The sequence below is a fragment of the Neobacillus soli NBRC 102451 genome (genome assembly GCF_001591665.1).
Lineage (GTDB): Bacteria > Bacillota > Bacilli > Bacillales > Cytobacillaceae > Neobacillus > Neobacillus soli.
On the sequence record NZ_BCVI01000017.1, the window covers coordinates 46732 to 69757 of the forward strand.

Annotated in this window: 31 protein-coding genes; 22 read left to right on the top strand and 9 right to left on the bottom strand. The window is 38.6% G+C overall.

The genetic code is table 11. From position 1 onward, the window contains the following. Positions 1-72: 72 nt before the first annotated feature. The 19 genes from BSO02S_RS06485 (at position 73) to BSO02S_RS06575 (ending at position 16244) form a co-directional block, all read left to right on the top strand. Entirely contained in the window at positions 73-999 is a 927-nt protein-coding gene (locus BSO02S_RS06485; RefSeq protein ID WP_066064213.1) for a phosphate ABC transporter substrate-binding protein, read from the top strand. Positions 1000-1139: 140 nt separating this feature from the next. After that, entirely contained in the window at positions 1140-2006 is an 867-nt protein-coding gene (gene pstC / locus BSO02S_RS06490; RefSeq protein ID WP_425320395.1) for a phosphate ABC transporter permease subunit PstC, read from the top strand. Then, on the top strand, positions 2006-2893 hold the full coding sequence (pstA, locus tag BSO02S_RS06495; RefSeq protein ID WP_066064219.1) for a phosphate ABC transporter permease PstA: 888 nt from the start codon (positions 2006-2008) through the stop codon (positions 2891-2893). The genes pstC and pstA overlap by 1 nt, the downstream gene beginning before the upstream one ends. A 32-nt stretch (positions 2894-2925) precedes the next feature. Beyond that, positions 2926-3732, top strand: a complete 807-nt coding sequence (pstB, locus tag BSO02S_RS06500; RefSeq protein ID WP_066064298.1) for a phosphate ABC transporter ATP-binding protein PstB — start codon at positions 2926-2928, stop codon at positions 3730-3732. A 13-nt stretch (positions 3733-3745) separates the two neighbouring features. Further along, on the top strand, positions 3746-4519 hold the full coding sequence (gene pstB, locus BSO02S_RS06505; RefSeq protein WP_066064222.1) for a phosphate ABC transporter ATP-binding protein PstB: 774 nt from the start codon (positions 3746-3748) through the stop codon (positions 4517-4519). Positions 4520-4532: 13 nt separating this feature from the next. Then, positions 4533-5192, top strand: coding sequence for a phosphate signaling complex protein PhoU (gene phoU, locus BSO02S_RS06510; RefSeq protein ID WP_066064225.1), 660 nt, complete (start codon positions 4533-4535; stop codon positions 5190-5192). A gap of 293 nt (positions 5193-5485) precedes the next feature. After that, positions 5486-5992: a DUF4912 domain-containing protein gene (locus tag BSO02S_RS06515; RefSeq protein ID WP_066064228.1), complete on the top strand. Its 507-nt coding sequence runs from the start codon at positions 5486-5488 to the stop codon at positions 5990-5992. After that, the gene (locus BSO02S_RS06520; RefSeq protein WP_084374923.1) at positions 5985-7289 is read left to right on the top strand and encodes a glycosyltransferase family 4 protein; all 1305 of its coding nucleotides are present in this window, start codon (positions 5985-5987) and stop codon (positions 7287-7289) included. Before BSO02S_RS06515 ends, BSO02S_RS06520 begins: the two co-directional genes overlap by 8 nt. Then, a complete protein-coding gene (locus tag BSO02S_RS06525; protein ID WP_066064231.1) occupies positions 7258-7884 on the top strand; it encodes a hypothetical protein in 627 nt (208 codons plus the stop codon). The genes BSO02S_RS06520 and BSO02S_RS06525 overlap by 32 nt, the downstream gene beginning before the upstream one ends. 61 nt (positions 7885-7945) lie before the next feature. After that, positions 7946-8095: a 50S ribosomal protein L33 gene (gene rpmG, locus BSO02S_RS06530; protein WP_066064234.1), complete on the top strand. Its 150-nt coding sequence runs from the start codon at positions 7946-7948 to the stop codon at positions 8093-8095. A 57-nt stretch (positions 8096-8152) separates the two neighbouring features. After that, positions 8153-8719, top strand: a complete 567-nt coding sequence (locus BSO02S_RS06535) for a 5-formyltetrahydrofolate cyclo-ligase (protein ID WP_066064237.1) — start codon at positions 8153-8155, stop codon at positions 8717-8719. Then, positions 8716-9504, top strand: coding sequence for a DUF92 domain-containing protein (locus BSO02S_RS06540; RefSeq protein WP_066064239.1), 789 nt, complete (start codon positions 8716-8718; stop codon positions 9502-9504). Before BSO02S_RS06535 ends, BSO02S_RS06540 begins: the two co-directional genes overlap by 4 nt. Positions 9505-9561: 57 nt before the next feature. Next, positions 9562-10515 (top strand): L-lactate dehydrogenase, encoded by a 954-nt coding sequence (locus BSO02S_RS06545; protein ID WP_066064241.1) that lies wholly within the window; start codon positions 9562-9564, stop codon positions 10513-10515. A gap of 70 nt (positions 10516-10585) precedes the next feature. Further along, positions 10586-10780, top strand: coding sequence for a protein YqgO (gene yqgO, locus BSO02S_RS06550; protein WP_066064243.1), 195 nt, complete (start codon positions 10586-10588; stop codon positions 10778-10780). Between the two features lie 144 nt (positions 10781-10924). Beyond that, a complete protein-coding gene (locus tag BSO02S_RS06555) occupies positions 10925-12487 on the top strand; it encodes a rhomboid family protein (protein ID WP_066064246.1) in 1563 nt (520 codons plus the stop codon). A 24-nt stretch (positions 12488-12511) separates the two neighbouring features. Then, positions 12512-12730, top strand: coding sequence for a YqgQ family protein (locus tag BSO02S_RS06560; RefSeq protein WP_066064249.1), 219 nt, complete (start codon positions 12512-12514; stop codon positions 12728-12730). Position 12731: 1 nt separating this feature from the next. Beyond that, positions 12732-13715, top strand: coding sequence for an ROK family glucokinase (locus tag BSO02S_RS06565; RefSeq protein WP_066064251.1), 984 nt, complete (start codon positions 12732-12734; stop codon positions 13713-13715). Positions 13716-13791: 76 nt separating this feature from the next. After that, positions 13792-14979 carry a M14 family metallopeptidase gene (locus tag BSO02S_RS06570; protein WP_066064252.1) on the top strand — a complete coding sequence of 396 codons (1188 nt, stop codon included), beginning with the start codon at positions 13792-13794 and terminating at the stop codon, positions 14977-14979. Between the two features lie 221 nt (positions 14980-15200). After that, positions 15201-16244, top strand: a complete 1044-nt coding sequence (locus BSO02S_RS06575; protein WP_066064255.1) for a YqgU-like beta propeller domain-containing protein — start codon at positions 15201-15203, stop codon at positions 16242-16244. 50 nt (positions 16245-16294) lie between these two features. On the opposite strand, the gene BSO02S_RS26200 is transcribed toward BSO02S_RS06575, so the two are convergent. Further along, positions 16295-16471 (bottom strand): DUF2759 domain-containing protein, encoded by a 177-nt coding sequence (locus BSO02S_RS26200; RefSeq protein WP_084374924.1) that lies wholly within the window; start codon positions 16469-16471, stop codon positions 16295-16297. A 214-nt stretch (positions 16472-16685) separates the two neighbouring features. On the opposite strand from BSO02S_RS26200, the gene BSO02S_RS06580 reads away from it, so the two are divergent. Together BSO02S_RS06580 and BSO02S_RS06585 are read left to right on the top strand one after the other, a co-directional pair. After that, positions 16686-17321 carry an MBL fold metallo-hydrolase gene (locus BSO02S_RS06580; RefSeq protein ID WP_066064258.1) on the top strand — a complete coding sequence of 212 codons (636 nt, stop codon included), beginning with the start codon at positions 16686-16688 and terminating at the stop codon, positions 17319-17321. A gap of 190 nt (positions 17322-17511) precedes the next feature. Beyond that, a complete protein-coding gene (locus BSO02S_RS06585) occupies positions 17512-18603 on the top strand; it encodes a class I SAM-dependent methyltransferase (RefSeq protein ID WP_066064261.1) in 1092 nt (363 codons plus the stop codon). A 39-nt stretch (positions 18604-18642) separates the two neighbouring features. On the opposite strand, the gene BSO02S_RS06590 is transcribed toward BSO02S_RS06585, so the two are convergent. The 8 genes from BSO02S_RS06590 to BSO02S_RS06625 form a co-directional block, all read right to left on the bottom strand. Further along, positions 18643-18885: a DUF2626 domain-containing protein gene (locus BSO02S_RS06590; protein WP_066064264.1), complete on the bottom strand. Its 243-nt coding sequence runs from the start codon at positions 18883-18885 to the stop codon at positions 18643-18645. 84 nt (positions 18886-18969) lie between these two features. After that, a complete protein-coding gene (locus BSO02S_RS06595) occupies positions 18970-19668 on the bottom strand; it encodes a helix-turn-helix transcriptional regulator (RefSeq protein WP_066064268.1) in 699 nt (232 codons plus the stop codon). Positions 19669-19895: 227 nt separating this feature from the next. Next, complete coding sequence (locus BSO02S_RS06600) at positions 19896-20081, bottom strand: YqzE family protein (protein WP_066064271.1); 186 nt, start codon at positions 20079-20081, stop codon at positions 19896-19898. Between the two features lie 53 nt (positions 20082-20134). After that, the gene (gene comGG, locus BSO02S_RS06605) at positions 20135-20518 is read right to left on the bottom strand and encodes a competence type IV pilus minor pilin ComGG (protein WP_066064273.1); all 384 of its coding nucleotides are present in this window, start codon (positions 20516-20518) and stop codon (positions 20135-20137) included. Then, positions 20515-20991: a competence type IV pilus minor pilin ComGF gene (comGF, locus tag BSO02S_RS06610; RefSeq protein WP_235846872.1), complete on the bottom strand. Its 477-nt coding sequence runs from the start codon at positions 20989-20991 to the stop codon at positions 20515-20517. The genes comGG and comGF overlap by 4 nt, the downstream gene beginning before the upstream one ends. After that, a complete protein-coding gene (locus tag BSO02S_RS06615) occupies positions 20939-21277 on the bottom strand; it encodes a hypothetical protein (protein WP_066064276.1) in 339 nt (112 codons plus the stop codon). Before BSO02S_RS06615 ends, comGF begins: the two co-directional genes overlap by 53 nt. Beyond that, the gene (gene comGD / locus BSO02S_RS06620; protein ID WP_066064279.1) at positions 21261-21701 is read right to left on the bottom strand and encodes a competence type IV pilus minor pilin ComGD; all 441 of its coding nucleotides are present in this window, start codon (positions 21699-21701) and stop codon (positions 21261-21263) included. Before comGD ends, BSO02S_RS06615 begins: the two co-directional genes overlap by 17 nt. Continuing rightward, positions 21698-21937, bottom strand: coding sequence for a hypothetical protein (locus BSO02S_RS06625; protein WP_501193483.1), 240 nt, complete (start codon positions 21935-21937; stop codon positions 21698-21700). The genes comGD and BSO02S_RS06625 overlap by 4 nt, the downstream gene beginning before the upstream one ends. 403 nt (positions 21938-22340) lie before the next feature. On the opposite strand from BSO02S_RS06625, the gene BSO02S_RS06630 reads away from it, so the two are divergent. Beyond that, the gene (locus BSO02S_RS06630; RefSeq protein WP_066064283.1) at positions 22341-22913 is read left to right on the top strand and encodes a suppressor of fused domain protein; all 573 of its coding nucleotides are present in this window, start codon (positions 22341-22343) and stop codon (positions 22911-22913) included. Positions 22914-23026: the final 113 nt, after the last annotated feature.

Here is a 23026-nt window from a genome sequence, read left to right on the forward strand (position 1 = left end):
CGTTTACAGACCTGTTATATGCTTATACATGTAAGGCAGAACAAACAACATTACTTAGGGGGAAATAAGAAAATGAAAAGTTTGAAGAAAATGGGCTTATTCATGATTTTTGCAGCATTAATGGTATTCGCGGCTGCGTGCGGCGGTGCTTCTACAGATAAGACAAAAGGAACAGATAAAACAACAACACCTAAAACTGAAGAAAAGAAAGAACTTTCCGGCTCACTGAGCGTTTCTGGCTCCTCTGCGATGCAGCCATTAGTCGCAGCTGCAGCTGAAGAATTTATGAATGCAAATCCCAAGGTTGATGTTCAAGTAAATGCTGGCGGATCTGGTACAGGCTTATCACAGGTTGCTGAAGGTTCTGTTCAAATTGGTAACTCAGACGTTTTTGCTGAAGAAAAAGAAGGAATTCCTGCTGACCAGCTTGTTGACCATAAAGTTGCGGTTGTTGGTATGACAGCTGCTGTTAACCCTAAAGTTGGCATTAAAGATATTAAGAAAGCTGATTTAATTAAAGTATTCACTGGAAAAATCACAAACTGGAAAGAACTTGGCGGAAAAGACCAGAAAATCGTGCTTGTAAACCGTCCCGACTCTTCAGGAACACGTGCAGTATTCAATAAGTTTGCTCTTGATGGTGCAACACCTGCTGAAGGAATTACGGAAGATTCATCAAACACTGTTAAAAAGATTATCAATGAAACTGACGGTGCAATTGGTTACCTTGCATTCTCATACTTCACTGATAACACCGTAACACCTCTTGCCATTGATGGCGTTGAACCAACAGCAGATAATGTACAATCTGGTGAATTCCCAGTCTGGGCTTACCAACATTCTTATACTAAAGGTGAGGCTGATGGTTTAGCAAAAGCGTTCCTTGACTATTTAATGACTGATGATATTCAGAATACCCTTTTAAACGAGCAAGGATATCTTCCAGTAACAAAAATGAAAGTGGAACGTGACGCTAAAGGGAATCAAACAAATAAATAATAACAAGGTACAGGTAATAAGGAACGGGGTAAATGCGATTGTGCATTTACCCTATTATCACGTAGTTTAGGAGTGATTGGTGCATTATGGAAAAGTTGACTCCTGCAAAAGACAGGTTGTTGAAATCTAAAAATAATTGGATGGATGGTGAATTACGAGGAAAGGTGCTTGTCCTGCTGTGTGCAGTTATCATGATCTCAGCAACCATATCAATAACGATATTCCTGGGAACGAAGGGTTTGCAATCATTCATTAAAAACGGGGTAAGTCTCTTAGAGTTCTTAACAAGTACGCACTGGAATCCAACAAATCAAGCAAAGCCTGAATATGGAGCACTCCCGTTTATTTTTGGTTCATTTGCGGTTACATTTCTTGCCGCACTTATAGCAGCTCCATTAGGAATTGGCGGAGCGATTTTTATGACAGAGATTGCACCGTCCTGGGGGAGAAAAATATTACAGCCGATCATTGAGCTTTTAGTTGGAATTCCTTCTGTTGTTTATGGATTCATTGGGCTTACCGTCCTTGTTCCGTTTATCAGAGAACATGTCGGAGGATTAGGATTTAGCCTGCTCTCTGGTATGATTGTTCTTTCTATTATGATATTGCCTACCATTGCAACCATTGCAACCGACGCAATAAGTTCACTGCCAAATAGCTTAAGAGAAGGTTCATATGCTCTTGGCGCAACAAGGTGGCAAACCATTAGAAAGGTACTAATTCCTGCTGCACTGCCATCCCTACTGACCGCAATTGTTTTAGGTATGGCGCGAGCATTTGGTGAAGCGCTAGCTGTTCAAATGGTCATCGGAAACGTAAGAAATTTACCATCAAGTATTTTGGACGCTTCCGCAACATTAACGACAATTATTACTTTAAATATGGGTCATACCACTTATGGAAGTGTGGAAAATAACACACTTTGGTCGATGGGCTTAATTTTATTAGTAATGTCGTTTGCGTTTATTCTCCTCATCCGCTATCTATCCTCAAGGAGGAAAATGTAATGAAAAGCAAAACGGCTGATCGACTGGCAACTGGGGTATTTATTGCAATTGCTATAATAATCATATCCATTCTTGTTGGGTTATTCTCATATATTTTGGTTAATGGTCTTAAACATATTTCATGGGAGTTTCTAACCACTCCTTCTAGCAATATCCGTGCAGGAGGCGGGATTCGCGACCAACTCTTCAATTCGTTCTATATTTTACTGATTACGATGATCATTGCCGTTCCCCTTGGGATTGGCGGGGGAATATACATGGCAGAGTATGCGAAGCCAGGAAAAGTAACGGACATTATTCGTTCTTGTATTGAAGTTTTAGCATCACTTCCATCAATTGTAATAGGCATGTTCGGTTTATTGATGTTTGTTAATATAACAGGATGGGGCTATACGATTTTAGGTGGAGCCTTAGCACTAACAGTCTTTAATTTACCTGTAATCGTGCGTGTCAGCGAGGATTCGATTCGTTCTGTCCCTCGTGATCTGAAAGAGGCAAGTCTTGCCTTAGGAATTACTCATTGGCATACAATAAAAACCGTTCTATTACCTAGCGCTTTTCCGTCCATCTTAACAGGTATTATTCTTGCAGCTGGCAGGGTATTTGGAGAAGCTGCAGCACTATTATTTACTGCAGGTCTATCCACGCCAAGACTAGATTACGGAAACTGGAATCCATTTTCCGCTCAATCACCATTGAATATATTTCGTCCCGCGGAGACGCTGGCGGTTCACATATGGTCCGTTAACACGCAAGGATTAATTCCAGACGTGGAAGAGGTTTCAAATGGGTCTGCAGCCGTGTTAGTCATATCGGTTTTATTATTCAACCTACTAGCTAGATGGATTGGGAGACTTATTCATAAAAAAATCACGGCAACTAAATAATAGGCAGGTGAGAACTGTTGGTATCAGCATTAATGGATAAACAAACTGGGAAGCAAGCAGGAGAATCAGAAAGCAAACGGAATAAAGAATCGATTTTAGAAGTTAACAATTTAGAGATTTTCTATGGTGAGAAACGTGCCGTAAACGGAATTTCAATGGATATTGGAAAAAACTCCATTACAGCATTAATTGGACCTTCAGGCTGTGGGAAATCAACATTTTTACGAAGCATTAATAGAATGAATGACCTTATCCCTGGTGCGAGGGCAGAGGGTGAAATCATTTATGAAGATCTCAATATTTTGTCGGAGCAGATAAATGTTGTGGCATTACGTAAGGAAATTGGCATGGTCTTTCAAAAACCCAACCCATTTCCAAAATCAATATATGAAAATATTACACACGCATTAAAGTTTGCGGGAATGAAAAAGAAAAGCAAACTTGATGAAATTGTCGAGGAGAGCCTGAAAAAAGCGGCCTTATGGGAAGAAGTAAAGGACAGACTCCATAAATCTGCACTCTCATTATCAGGTGGGCAGCAGCAAAGGCTCTGTATTGCAAGGACCATTGCGATGAAACCTACAGTCATGTTGCTTGATGAACCTTCGTCAGCACTCGACCCTATTTCTAATGCTAAGGTGGAAGAGCTGATTATCGACTTGAAAAAGGACTATTCCATCATTATTGTGACGCACAACATGCAGCAGGCATCACGGATTTCGGATAAAACTGCCTTCTTTCTCAGTGGTGATTTAATTGAGTATGAAGCGACAGAAAAGATCTTTACAAATCCTTCGGTAAAGAAGACAGAAGAATATATCTCCGGAAGATTCGGATAAGGGGGGGACTGGTATGACAATATCGACGTTGACGAGACAAGTATTTGACATTAATCATTTGAATTTATGGTACGGTGATCATCACGCTTTAAAAGACATCAACTTTCCAATCAACAAAAAAGAGGTAACAGCCATTATCGGTCCATCAGGATGTGGAAAGTCGACATTTATCAAAACCCTAAATTTGATGATCAATATGGTTCCAAATGTAAAAATGACGGGTGAAATTAATTTTAATGAACAAAATATTTTAGATGAGAAAATGGACCTAGTCGAACTTCGCAGGCATGTCGGAATGGTTTTTCAGAAGGGAAATCCTTTTCCGCAATCCATCTATGATAATGTCGCCTACGGTCCGAGAGTTCATGGAATGAAGCGAAAAACACACCTTGATGAAGTGGTCATCAAAGCATTAATGGATGTGGCATTATGGGAGGAAGTAAAGGACCGTTTGAATGCTCCTGCTTTAGGGCTATCTGGGGGGCAGCAGCAACGGCTTTGCATCGCAAGAGCGCTGGCGACAAAACCAGAAGTGTTGTTAATGGACGAACCCACTTCAGCGCTCGACCCAATTTCTACATTGAAAATTGAAGAAATGATCTTAGAATTAAAAGAAAAATATACGATTGTGATTGTTACCCATAATATGCAGCAGGCATCACGCGTATCAGATAAGACGGCCTTCTTTTTAATGGGTGAATTAATCGAGCTAGATTCAACTTCTAACATTTTCTCAATGCCAAAAGACTCACGGACTGAAGGATATATTACAGGAAGATTCGGATGATGGGGTGAAGTAAATGAGTACAAGATCAAATTTTGATAATAATTTAAAAGAGTTAAAAGATCTGCTGTTAACAATGGCCGAGAAGTCGGAACACGCAATCAAAGAAGCGATGATTGCGCTATTAAATCAGGATATAAAAAAGGCGAAGCAAGTTATTGAAGGTGATAATGAAATTGATGACTTAGAGTATGAAATTAATAATAAAGCATTATTATTAATTGCCAGGGAATCACCTGTAGCCACCGACCTTAGGAAAATAAATGTTGCATTAAAAGTTTCATCAGAGGTTGAGCGGTTTGCAGATATAGCAGTAAATATTGCCAAATCGGCAGTTCATATCGGCAGTGAACGGCATATTAAAGAAATAATTGATATCCCGAAAATGATGGAAATGGCCTTAGAAATGGTTTCCGATTCTATTAAGGCCTATTATTCCGAGGATATTACTTTGGCAAAAAAGTCCGCAGAAAAAGATGATGAAGTGGACAAAATGTTTGGCAGCTTGATACAAGAGCTTTTGAGCTATATCCCACAAAATCCAAACTCAACAAATCAAATTATTCAATTAGCATTTGTATGCAGGTATATCGAAAGAATTGCCGATCACTCAACAAATATTGCCGAGAATGTCATTTACCTTGTGACAGGAAATCGTGTTAATTTGAATGCCTAAAGGAAAATAGTGTTAATTTAAGATGAGGTCAATGTAGACTTCATCTTTTTTTGTCGGAAAAAATAAGGTGAAACGAATTGGAGTGTGTCGAACGGGGCAATATAAGCCCTTTATTTTCACGGATAAATAAAAGTTTTACTTCTTAATGTTGCTTGTACGCTGGACTAGCGGGATACGACAATTTGCGTTTATTGTGTGCATCGCCTTGTGGTGGTACGATTAAATTATTATTTAGTAAGAATAATTTGGAATATCGGGCATATATTGATTGTTTGCAGAAATGGAGGAACGAAATGATTGCGGAAATAATCAAACAAGAAGGAGTAAAGGGGGAGCTGATTGGAAGGCTTGTCACTCCTCGGAAATTGCTTCTCTGCTGGGAAGTTTCTGAATTACCTAAAAAAGTCCTTGAACTGTTTTTTAGTGTTAATTTTGAACAACTTGTTCCTATTGTACGAATTTATGATATTACTGATCTTAGTTTTAACGGAAAAAACGCTCACTATTATCATGAAATGGCGGTTCCGTATCAGAATGGGCAGTGGTTTATTAATGGGTTGGCGTCAGATCGAAGCTATGCGGCAGAATTAGGGGTTTATTTTTCTAATTCCGACTTTTTTCCTCTTCTTCGTTCTAATTGCATTCAAACCCCTGCACATGAGATACCAAATGGGGAGGTATTAAATGCTCACCTGTTATCATTTCAGCAAGATGAACCACAAAAGCCTAAGTGGATGGATCATGTAAGTACGTACAGCTATTACGAAGAAACAAAATGCGTGGAGAAGAAAGATGAATAAAATAATTTCCCACCAGGATAACTTGAATCTAAAACCTTCGAATCAATGGAAATTAAAGATACTGATGCTTTCTTGGGAATACCCGCCTAATATTGTGGGCGGACTCTCGAGGCATGTATATGGATTATCCGTTCAATTGGCGGAACTGGGCCATGATGTTCATGTGTTAACGGCTGGAAATCGCGATCTCCCTTCATTTGAAAGAATGGACGGTGTTACTGTACATCGTCTCAAACCAGTAAATGAACAGGATGAGAATTTTCTATCTTGGATAGGCGGGCTTAACTTAGCCATGGCTTTCAAAGCTGAAAAGCTATTCGAAGAGATAAAATTCGACATCATCCATGCCCATGATTGGCTGGTCGGTGCGGCGTCAATCACATTAAGGGAATTGCTAGACATCCCATTATTAACGACGATCCATGCGACAGAGCATGGAAGGAATAACGGCATTCATTCAGAAATGCAGCAATTTATCGATAAGAAGGAGAAGCAGTTAATTTCTGAATCCGATCAACTGATTGTTTGCAGTGAATACATGAAGGATGAACTCATTTCCATCTTTAAGGTTAGAGATGAAAAAATAGTCATCATCTCAAATGGCTTTGAACACTTGACAACGGAACTAAGTGCAAGGGAGATATTTCCGGAATTAACGCAAAAAAAATACATTTTTTCCATTGGAAGAATCGTCAAAGAAAAAGGATTCGATACCATACTTGAGGCGGCGGCAATTGCTAAGGAAAAGGAACTAGCTTGTTTTTTTGTTATCGCGGGAAAAGGACCGATGCTGGAGAAATATCGAAGCCAGATTATAAAGCAGAAACTAGAGAGCCATGTATTATTTGTAGGATATATTAGCGATGAACAAAGGAATGCCCTCATTGAAGGAAGTGAAATGGCGGTTATTCCCAGCTTGTATGAACCATTTGGAATTGTTGCCCTTGAAACAATGATTCTTGGAAAACCAACGATTGTTTCCAATACAGGCGGTATGAAAGGGATTGTAAAGCATTTACAAACGGGCTTGCTAATGGTTCCAGGGAATCCCGAAAGTCTGCTGGAACAAATCGAATTTCTGATTGAAAATCCACAAAAGGCAGATGAGATTGGAAAAAAGGGAAGGCAAATTGTAAAAAGCTTGTATGGATGGAATCGAATTGCCTCAGAAACAAGCAGGGTCATGGAGGATACATTGTTAAACCATCGGATGAATCGAACTGTGCAAAAGGAACACCAAAAAATTTGTGAAAAAGGTGTGTGTGATGATAAATCTAACCGAATCGCAAAAAAGTAACCAGTATCTAATGGATCAGCTTCCGACGGAAACACTTCAATTTATTGCAGGTATGTGGATAAATGGGAAGTACCTTTGGCTCCACGATTGTACCGAAAAGGTCATTTACGAGGAAGAAATAATTATTAAAGTGAAAGAGGAGCAGCCCCACTCAAAAATTCGTTTATCAACCGTTTATGTAAGCAATCACAGCAAGCAAACGAAAGAGATAAAAGTTTTGGCGATGCATCATTATTCCCCTGTTTGCCAAGACAACCTAACATTTGTATCACCTCTAGACCATCACATTTTTCACCACGGAAATAAAAGGATGTTTCTAGTCAATGCTAAGCACGAAGGGGCAGGTATGAAGGAATATACGGCGGTGCCAAAGTGGAATGTATATACGGATCGAATTTGGAGTTCGCTTCAAAAAGGAAGCTTAACCTACCAGCCAATGGCAAAAGGGCCTGCGGCTAGTGTTTTTGCAATGAAGATGTCAACTGCTCCACATGGGACAAGTAAAATGAGCACTTGGACCATTACTGGTGCTGACAAAAATGAATTGATTTCAATAGAACAAGCACTTTTTAAAAACACTAGCATTTCCTTTTGAAAAATGATATTATAGAAAAGTCGTATGAATGAATAGCTTAATTGTTTGGAGGGAAATAAACATGCGTGTGAATATTACATTAGCTTGCACTGAGTGTGGGGATCGTAACTATATTTCAACAAAAAATAAACGTAATAATCCAGATCGTCTTGAGCTTAAGAAGTATTGCCCAAGAGAAAAACGTTCAACAGCACATCGCGAAACAAAATAAGCAGCTGGGCTTCCTGCTGCTTTTTTTGTTGCCTAAAAGTAAGGAGGTTTCCGAAATATGGATGATAAAAATGCCATTCGTAAACAAATAAAAGACAGACTTTCAAAGGTTTCCATCCCCCTCTACGAAGATTATTCTTACAAAATTGCGGGCAGACTTTTTGAAGATGAGGCTTGGAAACAAGCGCAAGTCATTGGAATTACGGTTTCGAAGCGTCCCGAAGTCGATACATATCAAATAATCCGCAAAGCATGGGAATTGGGAAAACAAGTGGTTGTTCCAAAATGTTACCCGAAAGATAGGAGGCTATCCTTTCGAACGTTAAGTGGATTTTCTCAGTTAGAATCCGTCTATTACGGATTATTTGAGCCAATTGAATCATTGACCACGGAAATCGAAGCCAATCTGATTGACCTCATTATTGTTCCAGGCTTAGCGTATACACGGGAAGGGTATCGATTGGGATTTGGCGGCGGCTATTATGATCGGTATATAACAAATTTCCTCGGTAAAACATTATCACTTGCCTTTAACGAACAACTTATCCCTCAATTTTCTGTTGAGGAACATGATATACCCGTCTCCAAAATTATTACCTACGATGAGATTATTAACATAAAATGAGCGAAGCTTTATTGATTTTCATTGCCATTCTATTGACTGGTTTAGCAGGATATTTCCTCAAATCATTAACTGCATCGGGTGCTTTTGCTGCCATTTTGGTTGGACTTGCCGTGAATTTAGGATTTGGTGTAAAAGGTCTATTCCTGCTTGGGGCTTTTTTTGCCTCTTCAAGCATATGGTCTAAATATAAAAGTAGTGTTAAGAACAAAATAGAGGAGAAGCTGGCAAAGGGAGCCACAAGGGATTGGCGCCAAGTCGCAGCCAATGGGGGAGCAGCCGGACTTTTTAGTATCCTCTATTATTTCTACAATGATAGTACGTGGATCCTTGCCTTTGCCATCTGCCTGGCAAGTGCTAATTCTGATACGTGGGCATCGGAGATTGGCAGTTTAAGCCGAAAAGATCCGATTTTCATTGGTTCATTTAAGCGAATCGAAAAAGGAACATCGGGTGCGATTAGTTTATTAGGAAGCATGGCAGCTCTAGCGGGAGCATTGCTCATTTCACTTAGTAGTTTTTGGTTGTTTCATTTGGGATTCTTTGATAGCACTCTTATTTTCCTGTTTGGCTATCTTGGTAATGTCATTGACACGTTACTTGGTGCTTTTTACCAACAGGTATATGTTTGTGAGCAGTGTGGGATTAAGACGGAAAAAAAGAATCATTGTCAAATGCGGACGATCCAAATAAAAGGGTCTGCTTTTATCGATAATGATATGGTTAACTTACTATCGGGCTTCCTTGCTGCAATAATAGCAATTGTGTTCATTCATTTGGTTATGTAATTTTGCCATCGATTTTTACTTGTAACAAAATTTATATCTTCACTTGGAGGAATGAATATGTTAAAGCGAGTGAATAGAGTTGCTCTGATTGGAACCGGCTTTGTAGGGTCAAGCTATGCGTTTGCCCTTTTAAATCAAGGGATAACGGAAGAGCTTGTCTTAATAGATTTAAATAAGGAAAAGGCGGAAGGGGACGCAATGGATTTGAATCATGGACTTCCATTTGCCCCATCACGCACAAAAATTTGGTATGGCAGCTATCAGGATTGTGGTGACGCTGATCTTGTGGTTATTACCGCAGGTGCCAACCAAAAGCCTGGTGAAACGCGACTTGATCTGGTTGAAAAAAACTCGCGGATTTTTAAAGGAATAGTCGATGAAATTATGTCGAGTGGCTTTGATGGCATTTTCCTTGTTGCAACAAATCCAGTCGATATTTTAACATACGCCGTTTGGAAATTCTCTGGTTTGCCTAAAGAGCGGGTGATTGGTTCCGGTACAATTCTCGATACGGCCCGTTTCCGATTTTTGCTTGGGGATTATTTTGATGTCGATACCCGAAACGTTCACGCCTATATTATTGGAGAACATGGTGATACAGAGCTGCCGGTCTGGAGCCATGCAGATATAGCCGGTACATCTATTTCGGAATGGACAAAACATAAAGATGGATTTAATCAAGAGGACCTTGACCAACTATTTTTAAATGTTCGTGATGCTGCTTACCATATCATCGAAAGAAAAGGTGCCACCTACTATGGGATTGCCATGGGATTAGTACGGTTGACCAAGGCAATATTGGGAAATGAAAACTCTGTGCTTACGGTTTCGGCCTATCTTGATGGAGAATATGGTCAAAAGGATTTATACATTGGTGTCCCTGCAGTGGTGAACCGTAAAGGGATTAGGGAAATTGTCAAGCTTGAACTAAACGAGGATGAACAAGCAAAATTCACAAATTCTGCAAATGTATTAAAGAATACGATGGAGCCTGTGTTTAAGAATATTTAACTTTGAAAATGGATTCGATTTGGATAAAAAATGGCTGATTATCACAGAATAGTAGCAGGAGGGATGAAAAATGTCTCGAATGTTAACATCCATTTTGATGATTGGCTCAATAGGTTATTTTGCATTCCGGTATAGATACCGACTAATCAATGTCCTGCTTGGTTCGAGTTGGATGCGGCGGCTTGCAGTAGGTTCATTTATGAGCTTTCCTGGTGTAAAACAAAAAATGATGAAATCGGTATTTGGAGGACCATCTGATTGGTGAAAACCACAGATGGTTCTTTATTTTGTAACTATTAATAGTCTGTTTAATTATTGCAGTTAATGATTTTCGTTTATAATAAAAGGTATGAGGTAATTTGCCTAATTTAGGTTACTGCACATTTTTACATAAGAAAGTAGGGGAGAAATGAATAATAGAGAAGGATATATCTTCTGGAGGTTGGCCTATTCTCTTATTTCTGACCAGGGCTACCGGATTATTCAATTATTTGAAAATCAAAAAGAATTATGGCTTGAAAAAATAGAAAATAAAAAAGCTCCGATCATTCGCCTATTGCTCCATAATTTAGATTGGGGCAATGCGATGCAGCGTGATATCGAGTTCACAGCTGTTAATGGGGAAAGAATACGTAAACAAATTGGCCGTCATGAGTTAAATATTGTCAATCTCTATGTCAGCCAATTTCCGCCTGTTGATGATTATGAATCCCGTCTTGGCGCAACTTTTGTTCATCCGGAAGGAAAAAAGACATCGGTCAGTTCCTTCCTTTTAGCAGAGGGAGAATACGAAACCGGTTTCCAACGGTTATCTGAGCGGCTAGGGTATGAGCTTCAGTTTCCAATTAGTCAGGATTATTCAGAACAGGATGGTGAGTCGATTAAGAAAGAGGCCTTGGAATATGCGATAAAAAAGGTAAAAACGGAACGTGCTATTTTAATGAATGGCAAACCTTTCTTTACCTATGTTTTCATTGCCATCCAGCTCGCTGTTTTTTTCTGGCTGCAAATTCATGGCGGTAGTACAAATACTTCTACGCTGATCAAATACGGGGCAAAAGTCAACTATTTAATCATGGAAGGAGAATGGTGGAGATTTATTACACCTGTTTTTCTTCATATTGGTTTTTTGCATTTGGTAATGAATACATTGGCCTTGTATTTTCTTGGAACAACAGTGGAACGAATCTTTGGTAATGTTAGGTTTTCATTTATCTACTTGTTTGCAGGTGTTACTGGTTTTATTGCGAGTTTCATTTTTAGTGCCAATTTATCAGCAGGAGCTAGCGGTGCTATTTACGGCTGCTTTGGTGCCTTATTATTTTTTGGTGCAATTTACCCAAAATTATTTTTCCGAACGATGGGAATGAATTTGATCATTGTTCTCGGAATAAACCTTGTGTTCAGCTCCTCTGCACCTGGGATTGATAATGCCGGCCATTTAGGTGGATTAGCTGGAGGGTTTCTGGCGGCGGGTATTGTCTATTTTCCACAGAAGAGAAAGCTATGGCTGCAATTGCTATTTATCATCGGTTCAGCTGCACTTGTGTGGGGGTCATTAAACCATGGATTTGGTGCGGCAGGAAAATCTCATGATGAAAGCTCCAATTTAGTGATGGCGCAGGAGTATGTTAAACAAAATAATTATGATCAAGCCTACAGTGTTTTAAAGGATTCTGAAAAGAACTCAACCAATCTATCTGAGAAAACCTATTTTCTGTTATCCTTTGTGGAGATAAAGAAGGAGATGCTTTCGGATGCCAAAACCCATTTACAAAAGGCCATCCAGCTTGATCCGAATTTTGATGAGGCCTATTTCAATCTAGCACTGGTAAACCTAGAACAAAACGAAGTGGAACAGGCAAAAGTAAATGCTGAAAAGGCAGCTAAACTTAAACCGAATCAAAAGGAATACAATGATTTAGTTCGCGAAATTAATCAACATCTCCAGTCATCTGGCGGAGGAGAATAGATAAATTTAAAAGGGGTCCCCAAAATGAAAACAATTTACGAGATTCAGCAATTCTTAAAAAGCTTCGGAACGATTATTTATATTGGCGATCGAGTCGCAGACCTTGAGCTTATGGAGTCAGAACTGAAAGAACTCTATCAATCACAGTTGATTGAGCCAAGGGAATTCCAAACGGCTTTGTTAATATTACGACAGGAAATTCGATTTCAAAAAGAAAAAACTAATAAAAAGATAGGTGATTAAATTGTTAAATAATTGGATTGCTGGTGTCGATTTGGGCGGGACAACTACGAAAATAGCATTTGTTACAATGGATGGGGAAATCGTTCATAAATGGGAAATACCCACTGATAATTCAAATGAAGGACAAAATATTACGGCAAATATTGCAAAAGCAATTAATGAAAAAATTCATCTAGTTGGCCGGACAAACGACCATTTGCTTGGAATAGGGATGGGCGCACCGGGACCAGTGGACTATAAAACCGGGATTATTTTAAATACTGTGAATTTAGGCTGGAAGGATAACTTTCCTCTTAAGGAAAGTTTAGAAGCAGCGACATCGCTTCCGGCAGCGATTGAAAATGACGCAAACTGTGCGGCATTGGGTGAAATGTGGAAGGGTGCGGGGAACGGAGCCAAGGACCTTGTTTGTGTCACACTAGGAACTGGTGTAGGCGGCGGTGTCATCACGAACGGAAACATCGTTCAGGGCGTCAATGGTGCAGCAGGTGAAATCGGTCATATTACAGCGATTCCATTTGGCGGTGCACCTTGCAATTGCGGCCGGACAGGTTGTCTTGAAACGGTGGCATCTGCGACAGGAATCGTTCGGTTAGCGATGGCTGAGCTTAGTGCAGGTGGGCCGCCAAAGGGAGAATTGGCTATGAAGTTTGCTGGTAACGGAAGCGTAACAGCTAAAGATGTCTTTGATGCTGCCCGCAATGGTGATGATTTGGCAAAAAAGGTTTTAGACAAAGTCACCTTTCATTTAGGATTTGTTTTAGCAAGTATTGCCAACACACTTAATCCGGAAAAAATCGTTTTGGGCGGCGGTGTATCAAAGGCGGGCGCGATTTTGTTAGACTCGGTCAGAGAATACTTTGAAAAGTATGCTTTTTCATCAGTAAAGAATTCCACACAACTAACGTTAGCCACTTTAGGAAACGATGCGGGTGTGTTAGGGGCAGCATGGATCATTAAGAATAAATTAAATAAGGAGCGATAAGAATGTACCTGCAGAAATGCAGGTGCATTTTTTCTAGAATCCATCATATGATTTTTATGATGGAAGGAGTGGTATGATGGAGGTAAGTGTTCGTGCGGGAGATACATTATCCTTTCTAAGTAAATTGTTTAACATTCCCCTGAAACTCATTGAAGATTCCAACTTAAATGTAAATCCAAACAAGTTGAAAGCGGGAGAAAAGCTACATTTGCCTGGTTATATTTCTGTACCCTATGTGATAAAAAAAGGTGATACTATTTGGAAAATAGGCGCTGCAAAAAATGTAGGAGCGGATGCACTTTTAATCCTAAATCAAAACATGGATGCGGAACAATTAAAATTGGGTGAAACCATCCTTTTGCCCGAAAGAATGATCACTCCATTGACCAACATAAAAACGGCTTATGATAATAATAGCCTCTTAAAAGAGCTCAGCCGCTTCAAAGAAGTCTACCCATTTATTTCAGTTAAACCGATTGGGAAAAGCGTGCTGGGTAATGCGATTCAGGAAATTCGGATTGGAAAGGGCGAAAAAAAAGTGCATATGAATGCCTCATTCCATGCGAATGAATGGATCACAACCATGGTACTTATGAGCCTGGTAGATAAGTATGTCCGTTCATTAACGAATGGAACTTTAATAAGAGGGATGAAAGCTCTCAAGCTGTATCAGGACGTTGAATTATCGGTAGTCCCGATGGTTAATCCTGATGGTGTAGATCTGGTTTTAAACGGGCCTCCTTTGAAGCTAAGAGAGGATGTCATTGCAATCAATGAAGGCAGTGATGATTTTACCCATTGGAAGGCGAATATCCGGGGAATCGATTTAAATAATCAATTCCCGGCAAACTGGGATATTTGCCAAAAAAATAAGCTCCCGAAGTCGCCTGCTCCAAGGGACTTTCCCGGAGAGTCTCCATTAACGGAACCAGAAGCTAGGGCCATGGCTGATTTGGCTAAAACTAATTCATTTGATTGTCTTCTAGCCTTTCACACCCAAGGGGAGGAATTTTATTGGGGCTATGAGGGTTTTGAGCCTCAGGAATCAGAAACAATTGCAAAAGAATTTGAAAGAGCCAGCGGTTACGAGGCAATTCGCTATGTAAACAGTCATGCAGGTTATAAGGATTGGTTTATTCAGGAATTTAAGCGCCCAGGTTTTACACTGGAGTTAGGAAAAGGCATTAACCCTCTCCCACTTTCTCAATTTCAACAAATTCTTAAAGCGGCGGAGGGCATTTTTATTGCTGCCCTTAATTGTTAAATTTCCCCTTTGCCTTGAGATGTGGTGCCTGCTTCTTTTTACCTATTTTTCAATATACTTGAAAAAGTTGAAACATTACTGTAAAAAATTCGTACTAGTTTACGAGCGGTAAAAAAGAAGGGGGAGAATGGATTACATTGAACCAACGAAAAAGAAAGAAATCTATTCTATTCAAACTCCTATTCATTTTATTGACCCTTCTTTTAGGAGCATGCACGAAAATGGAGTCTATTCCAGCAAAAAATGAAAAGCCCAAGGCACCGGTTACTGTTTTAGGGGCAGAATGGAATTTGCCTATTTCCATCCCAGAAGGAGAATTTTACAAGCTCAGTGGCTGGCTTTCTGAGACAGAGATTGTCTACATTACTAATTTAGAACAGACTTCTAGTGTCTACCAGTACAATCTTTTATCAGGTCAAAGTAAATTCATTTATAAAAGTGATAATCCCATCGTCAATGTACAAATTAGCCCTTCAAAAAAATATCTATTAATCCATTCCTCACCATCCTCAAATGAAGGACTGGTCACCATCATCGATATAAAAGGATCCGAATTGCTGCAAGAATCGTTTGCTTCCTATGAGTTAGTCTTTGAGTGGAATCCATATAACGAGTCTGAGATTCTTGTCACTAAATTTGCTGAGGATTGGACGTTTCAAGTAGTGTTAGTAGATATGAAGGATTTAAAAATATCCGAAAGGTCACTAACACAGCCTTTTATTAAATGGATGAATAAGAAGGATATTGCCTTTTTAAATTGGGATAAAAATAATCCCGCCCTTGTTGCACCGCTAATCGTAAAAGAATTAGAGAATGGCAATGAAAGAACTGTTTTTCCATCGGTGGTTCAATTTTCAGCATTTCGTGATCTGCTCATGACAGTCTCAGTCAATGACAAGGATCAATCAATGGCAGCCTACTCCTTTTTCGACAAAGGAAACAAAAAGGTTTTCTCGTTTTCTATTCCACAGTTAACAAGGTTTTCAGATTGGTTAGTTCCCTTTTATGATTACAATAAACATAAGGGACAGTTTATCACCTTCAGGCCCGTGAAAAGCGGGGATGCAGATTCCTATTCGGAGGGCTTTCAGCTTGTCACCTATAACCTTAAGAAGGAGGGTTCCCTCCCAGAGTTGGTTATGGAAGGCTTGGAAAATGCGCCGGTTCAATTCTCCCCATCCGGTGAAGCTCTTCTATATGGGAACCGTTTTGATAAAATTATCGATATTAAAACAAAGAAAATATACGAACTGATAAAAGAATGACAATGCAAACAAAAAAAGACTGCCTCGGGCAGTCTTTTTAAGTGCGTTTCTTAGTGGGTTCCAGTAGGGAAGCCGGAATTGACAATTGTCATGACCGTAAACCAGCCAAAAACAAAGAATGATGCTACTCCCCAGAATGCACCTAAGAAGTTTTTATTCTTTAGTGCGCTAAATCCACCGTATGCTGCAAGCAAGGTAACAATAGCAAAAATAATAATTAAACCCATGAAAAATCCCCCTTTTTGGTCATAAGCGGGCAATCCGCCAACATTCAAAGAAAGTTATGTAACTATATTATATACATTCGTTTCCTATTTTATATTTTTTTCTTCTATTTGTCGAGGACAAAAATACATCTATGTTTTTGCAGCTGTTATTTCTCTCTCCTTGTTATATGGTGTAAAATAAATATAGTGTAATTTGCAATTGGAGGTACTTGAAATGAAATGGAAACAAATACCCTTAGGGGTGATGCAGACGAACTGTTACATAGTGGAAAATGCCGATCGGTCCTGTTTAATTATTGACCCTGGCAGTGAAGGAAAGAAACTAATTAATTTGCTGAATCAAAGAAAATTAAAACCAAGTGCAATTTTTTTAACCCATGCCCATTTTGATCATATTGGCGCTGTTGATGTGATCAGGGATTTTTATGGAATTCCTGTTTATCTTCATAAACAGGAGGAAAAGTGGTTAGGTGACCCGTCATTAAATGGCTCACAACTTTTTATGATCCAGGATGCAGTAAAGATTAAACCTGCCGAACATATATTAAAAAATGAAGGCCAGATGACAATAGGCGATTTTGAGTTTAGCATTTTTCATACCCCAGGTCATTCGCCTGGAAGTGTTTCTTACTATTTCAAGAATGACGGGTTTGTTATCTCTGGTGATGCTTTATTTCAAGCCAGTATCGGCCGTACAGACCTGCCTGGAGGGAATGAATCACAGCTCTTAAAAAGTATTCACGAAAAGCTTTTAACATTACCTGAGGACACCTATGTCTTGTCAGGACACGGTCCTGTGACAACTATTGGCGATGAAATGGATAGCAATCCGTTTTTGAATGGCTTTTAGTAAAAAAATCGGAAGGCATATGGCACTGCATCCCAGACGACAAAAAAGAAAAACCCTTCTCCTGTATGAGAAGGGTTTTTCTGGGGGATGTTCTATTCTAATCATGGGAGGGACAAAGTTTAAGCTACTATCCTTACAATATTACAAAGTTTTCACTATGTCAATAGTGTTTAATCGAAAAGGAGTTTATATGATTACCTATTTAAGGAATTTAATTTTTAATTCACCCAATAAGTTAATTTCTTACGCGGAATACATAGGGGCTGCCCTTTACCACCCCGAATTCGGCTATTATATGAAAGATAAACAGAAAATTGGACGTCTCGGGGATTTTATTACGACAAGTAATATATCTGATGTATACGGCAGGATGATGGCAAAGTGGTTCTCGTATGTATGTGAAACGAGCAAATTAGCACCGGTTTTCTGTGAAATTGGCGCAGGGAATGGCCGGTTTGCGAAAGCTTTTTTACAGGAATGGAATGAATCGATTCGGACCCCGCTGCACTATTTTATTGTGGAAAGCAGTCCATATCATCGTAAATTACAAGCGGAATTGCTAATGCCTGATTTTTCCTTTGTCCAATTGGAAAGCCTTGGAGAAATTGAGAAGTTTGAAGGAATGGTCTTTTCAAACGAGCTATTCGATGCCCTGCCGGTCCATGTGATTGAAAAGGTGAGCGGCCAGCTATATGAGATTATGGTTGGGTTTCAAAACAACGAATTGTACGAGCAAAAAGTCCCCTTAACAAATCCAGCTATTTTTTCCTTTTTGGAGGAAAGTAATATCGAGTTAAAAGAAAAACAGCGGATTGAGATTCCATTAGCAATGGAGAGGATGTTACAAGAAATTTCGGGGGTGTTAACAAGGGGATTGGTTGTGACTGCTGATTATGGCTATACGAATAAGGAATGGATGGACTTACTGAGGGCAAAGGGGAGTCTGAGAGGATATTTTCAACACCAAATGATGGACGATGTCTTACAGAATCCAGGAGAGATGGACATTACCACTCATATTCACTTTGACTATCTTATTCAAAAAGGCGAGCAATTTGATTTGGAAGTGTTGTCAAAGCTTAGGCAGGATGAATTTTTATTAAAGGCGGGTATTCTTAAGGAATTAGAGAATCATTACGATTCCAACCCTTTTTCAGAGGTGAGCAAACGAAACCGGGCCATTCGCAGTTTAATCATGCCATCGGGGATGAGTACGTATTTTCAGGTAATCATACAACAAAAAGGTTGGAAGTTAATTGAAAGTGACGTGTTCGACGTATAAATGAAAAAACGCCGGAGTTTATCCGGCGTTTTTCTTGTCTTACAGTCCTCCGCCAAGCGGCATCATGAACGTAGTCCAATAGGTGAAGCCTGCAAAGGAAACAGTTAAATATGCTCCAAACACCCATAAATACATACGCTCGGTTAGTTTAAGATAACTAAGCAAAACGAAAAATCCTGTTTGGGCTAAGAAAAGCATTGCTGTTTTATCCATATCACCCAGGTAAAACATTACTGTAAAAATACCAGTCCAGAAACCACAAACTCTGAACATGCGATCCATATGTATCCCTCCTTTTACCTTAACGATACCATCATTACAATATTATAAAGTAAAAGTCGGTGTAATGTAAATAATGGTTTCGAATTAGTTTGTTACAAATGCTTGATAAGAGCATGTTTCACAGCCAGAAAGCATATTTTCTTTTTCAATCAGCTCAACCGAATCAAAAAGTGCGCCAAACATTCCCTTCAAGAATTCATGGTGCATACTGCAAACTGTCTCCGAATGTTCCTCGGCCACTTCTTTAAAAGGACAATTAAAAATTTGGAAGTAGATTTTTGTTTTTTCACCATTTGCTTCGAATTCCGGGTAAAAACCTGCTAGTGTGGCAGCACTTTTTAATATTGTGAGCTTTTGATCGAAATCTAATTCCTCACCAAATGATCTTTTTGCCATTTCCTGCTCAATCATTTCTGCCCCAAAACTCTTTCCAGTTAAGAAAAGGGCTTGTTTACCCGCTTCACCAAGCGAAATCATCGTTTGAATCGCTACTTTGGCTAATAGCATGTAGTCACGGAAGGGGAAATGAAGCTGAATTACATCGTCGGATAAACGATATAATCGGCTTGGCCTGCCGCCTTTACCGGTTTTCTTTGTTTCAGATGCTAACATGTTAACATCCTCAAGCTTTGATAAATGTAGTCGGGCTACATTTGGATGAATATTAAAATTTTCTGCTACTTCTTGAACGGTAACTTCTTGATGGCGTTTCGTAATGTATTGATAAATGTAGTATCGTGTTGGATCTGATAAAACGTTTGTTATCTTTAATGTTTGTTCCATCTCTGTTCACCTCGGACCCCCATAATTTAATTCCATTATAATACAGCCCTTGCAACATGGGAATGAGGTTAACATGTTAACACTATATGTTTAGAAAATGTTCACAATTAAAGACTTTATATTGTAACAATCTAGTAAAAAAGATGTACATTTCAGGGAAGTTATGTTTTTTCAATCCATATCTTTCTGGATACTTTGTAAAAAAAGAAACGGAATAATCCGCCTCTTTAAATTTTACGCCTTTTTTTCATTTCCGTATAAAGAATATATGGTAGAATTCCAAACCATCGATACCAAAGAGCGGCTTTTGCCTGTTTTCGCTCAAGTCGAAGCCGTTTTCGTTCATCTTTCGGCTGGTCGGCGTATTTAACGATGGTTTGGGTCATGTATTTTACATAATCATTCGTCTTCATGAACACACCTGCCTTTATCGTACACCTACAAGTATAGCCAGATGACCAATGATTTATTTCATTTCTGCCCATTTGATTAATTTTTTTGATTTTGTATCAAAAAATCCACGTCCGATGATGGTTTCGCCTGATTTTAGATTAAGAGTGAAATTTACCTTTTTGACAGACCCGGCAGGTGCTTCGGCTTGGAAGTCCATGCTGCCAAATACAAATGTAAACTTTCCTTTCGCTGGGATGGTTCCTCCCGTTTGAAAGATCCCTTCGGTTTTTTTGACAGATGAAAGGATATAATAATCCTCTTTGAGAATTGTTTCCTTTTCATGTGCCATTTTCCTGTCGGTAAGTAATTGTTCAACGCGGAACGAGAAAAATAGCAGGAAAAGAATTATCAGGCACAATGTAAGCGGGTAGGTGAACCCTTGCTGATTGTTTTTCATGTGACAGCATTCCAATTGACTAAGGAATAGACAATCACTGAATAATCCTTACCCCAGGTATCCGTCACAGTGACCTTTACTGCATTATCTAATATCATAAATGAATATTTGGAAACATTTTGGAGGATTATTTCATGTCCAGTCGAATTCACACGCCTCCTAAGGTTCGTCCCGTATTTCTCATATTGAATGGTTTCGATGTCCTTTGTCAGGATTAATCGTTCAGAGACTACATCTGCAGAGGTGGACAGCCGTATTTCTTTTTTTATTTGGCTGCAAAATACTTCCCACTCCATTGCCTGTAATCCGATCTGATTACCTTTATTGCTTAGGATTATTTGAAATATTGGTGTCATAAAGAAGATTATCGTCGTAAAGATTGAAAAAGCAATCAGTACCTCGATGAGCGTAAAAGCTTTTTCATTCGAGGATCCCGCAAACTTTGATTTCTGGAAGAAAAGAATTTTTTTCAACTTTTACACACACCTCCTTTTGACTAGCGGCTCCAGGGTCACTCCAAATGATTTTATACTCTACTTTATTTTGAATGAATGTATAATTGGTCAACGTCCGACTATCTATTAATTTTGCTTGAAGTTCCTCATACATGAGCTGCCTTGCTTTATTCTCTATTTCCACCTGTTTAGATTGGCCTCTTAGATCCATCAATAACGGCAGCAAATACAAACTAATCATTAACAAGGCTGACAATGACAGCAGTAGTTCAAGCAAAAAAAATCCTTTATCGTTCCTTAACATAAAACCGTCCCTTTCCTATCAAAAAGGTCAGTTGATAATTCTTATTTTTGGTTTGTATAAAGAAGGAACCAAACTTGTTCACATTTCCATCGTGTAAAAATTTGAAATTTAAAGGGATGGTACCTTCGTTGAGATAAAAATTAGTTGAGTAGTTTCTTTCAACAATCGGCGGCAGCTCGGTACGCAAATACATATAATATATATATTGATTAGGCATAAAAACAACTGAAACTTCATGCTGGTGGGAAATAGCATATTGCTGAGCATAAAGAAGGTCTGCCTGGAGTTGGGTCAAAAATGCCGCATCTTCAATTACAGTGTGCTGAGGCTTTAAGGAAAAGACTGTAATCGAGGAAATAATCATAAATATCGATAGAACTAATAATGACTCAATTAGTGTAAAGCCCTTTTGATTTTGACTCATTTTGATGCAGTTACATTTCCTTCAATGTCTATTTCAACCAACTTTCCATTTGGACACCCCTTATCGTCTCTTAAATATTTTTCTGTTTTAAGATCTTCAAGAGTTGGCACTTTGTTTTTATCCATTTCATATGCTTGGACTTGTGCTTGGACCATTTTTAAGTACGCCTCGCAGCCTTTATTATTAATATTAGAATTATGTTTGGCGACATTTGGATGTTCCCGATAAATATATATGTACTATGAAACTCCAGCAATATCATAGGTTCTTCAGCATAGTATAATTTATTTGATAAACAAAGATGTAATTTAATAATTATGCATATAGAAATAAGCGATAAATAAAGTTATAAACCAAAATCTTCTTTTTAGAAAAATTTGATATTTTTTATTTATTGTTATATAGCAATAACCTATGAATACTTACTAATATTTGTATTGTAAGATGTATATAAAATTTACACGGTACAATGGAAGTTTTTCTTCTCACAAATTTGGACTCGGCTTAGAAAATATACGGGCTTTGGATTTTTATATAAATGTAAAGATTGTGAAATTTTGTACTTAAGCTAACGAAGCAGGTTAGTTGCACAAGAATGTAGAATATTTAATGTATATCAATCGAATAGAGGAATTTATAATGAGTGTATCAGAAGAAAATAAATATCTTGCTAAAGCAGCTCTTAATTCTTTTGAAGGGAAGCCCAGTGCTTTTAAATATTGGGATGATAATAATAAAAGTTCAGTAGATATTCTTTCTTGCGACGATAACAATGAGCATGGTGTTTTATCATTTTCTACAATCGGTCTATCTGATTTTTCAATTGGGTACGAAGAAAACAAGGTACCAATAAGGGTTGAATTGGTGGGTGCAAGTGATTTTGATTGCTTTCCCAATGTTTTAGCAACCTGTGCATTTAATATTATCAATTCTAAATTTGATTGTTCATTTGGATCTATCTTTAAAGACGTAGTTAAAATGTATCTGCCTGAAAGTCCTATGAAGCATATTTTATTTCTATCTCCTATTCTTTGGAAAGATAAGTTGAAAACAATAAAATTTGAGAAGAAGCAAGTGGCTTGGTTAATGGCTATTCCAATTTCGGAAGAAGAAATGAATTATGCTGATAAAAACGGAGTTAAAGCTTTGGAAGAGCTATTTGAAGAAAATCAAATCAATGTATTTGATTTAGAACGTAGGTCGGAAATTTAAATCCTTATTCAACGGGTGCGATACTTCAAGAAGGAGGTCGCCTTCTTTCTTTTTTCGCATGAAAGATTTGTGAAATATTGTACTTAAACTATCGGTGCAGGTTAGTTGAAGAA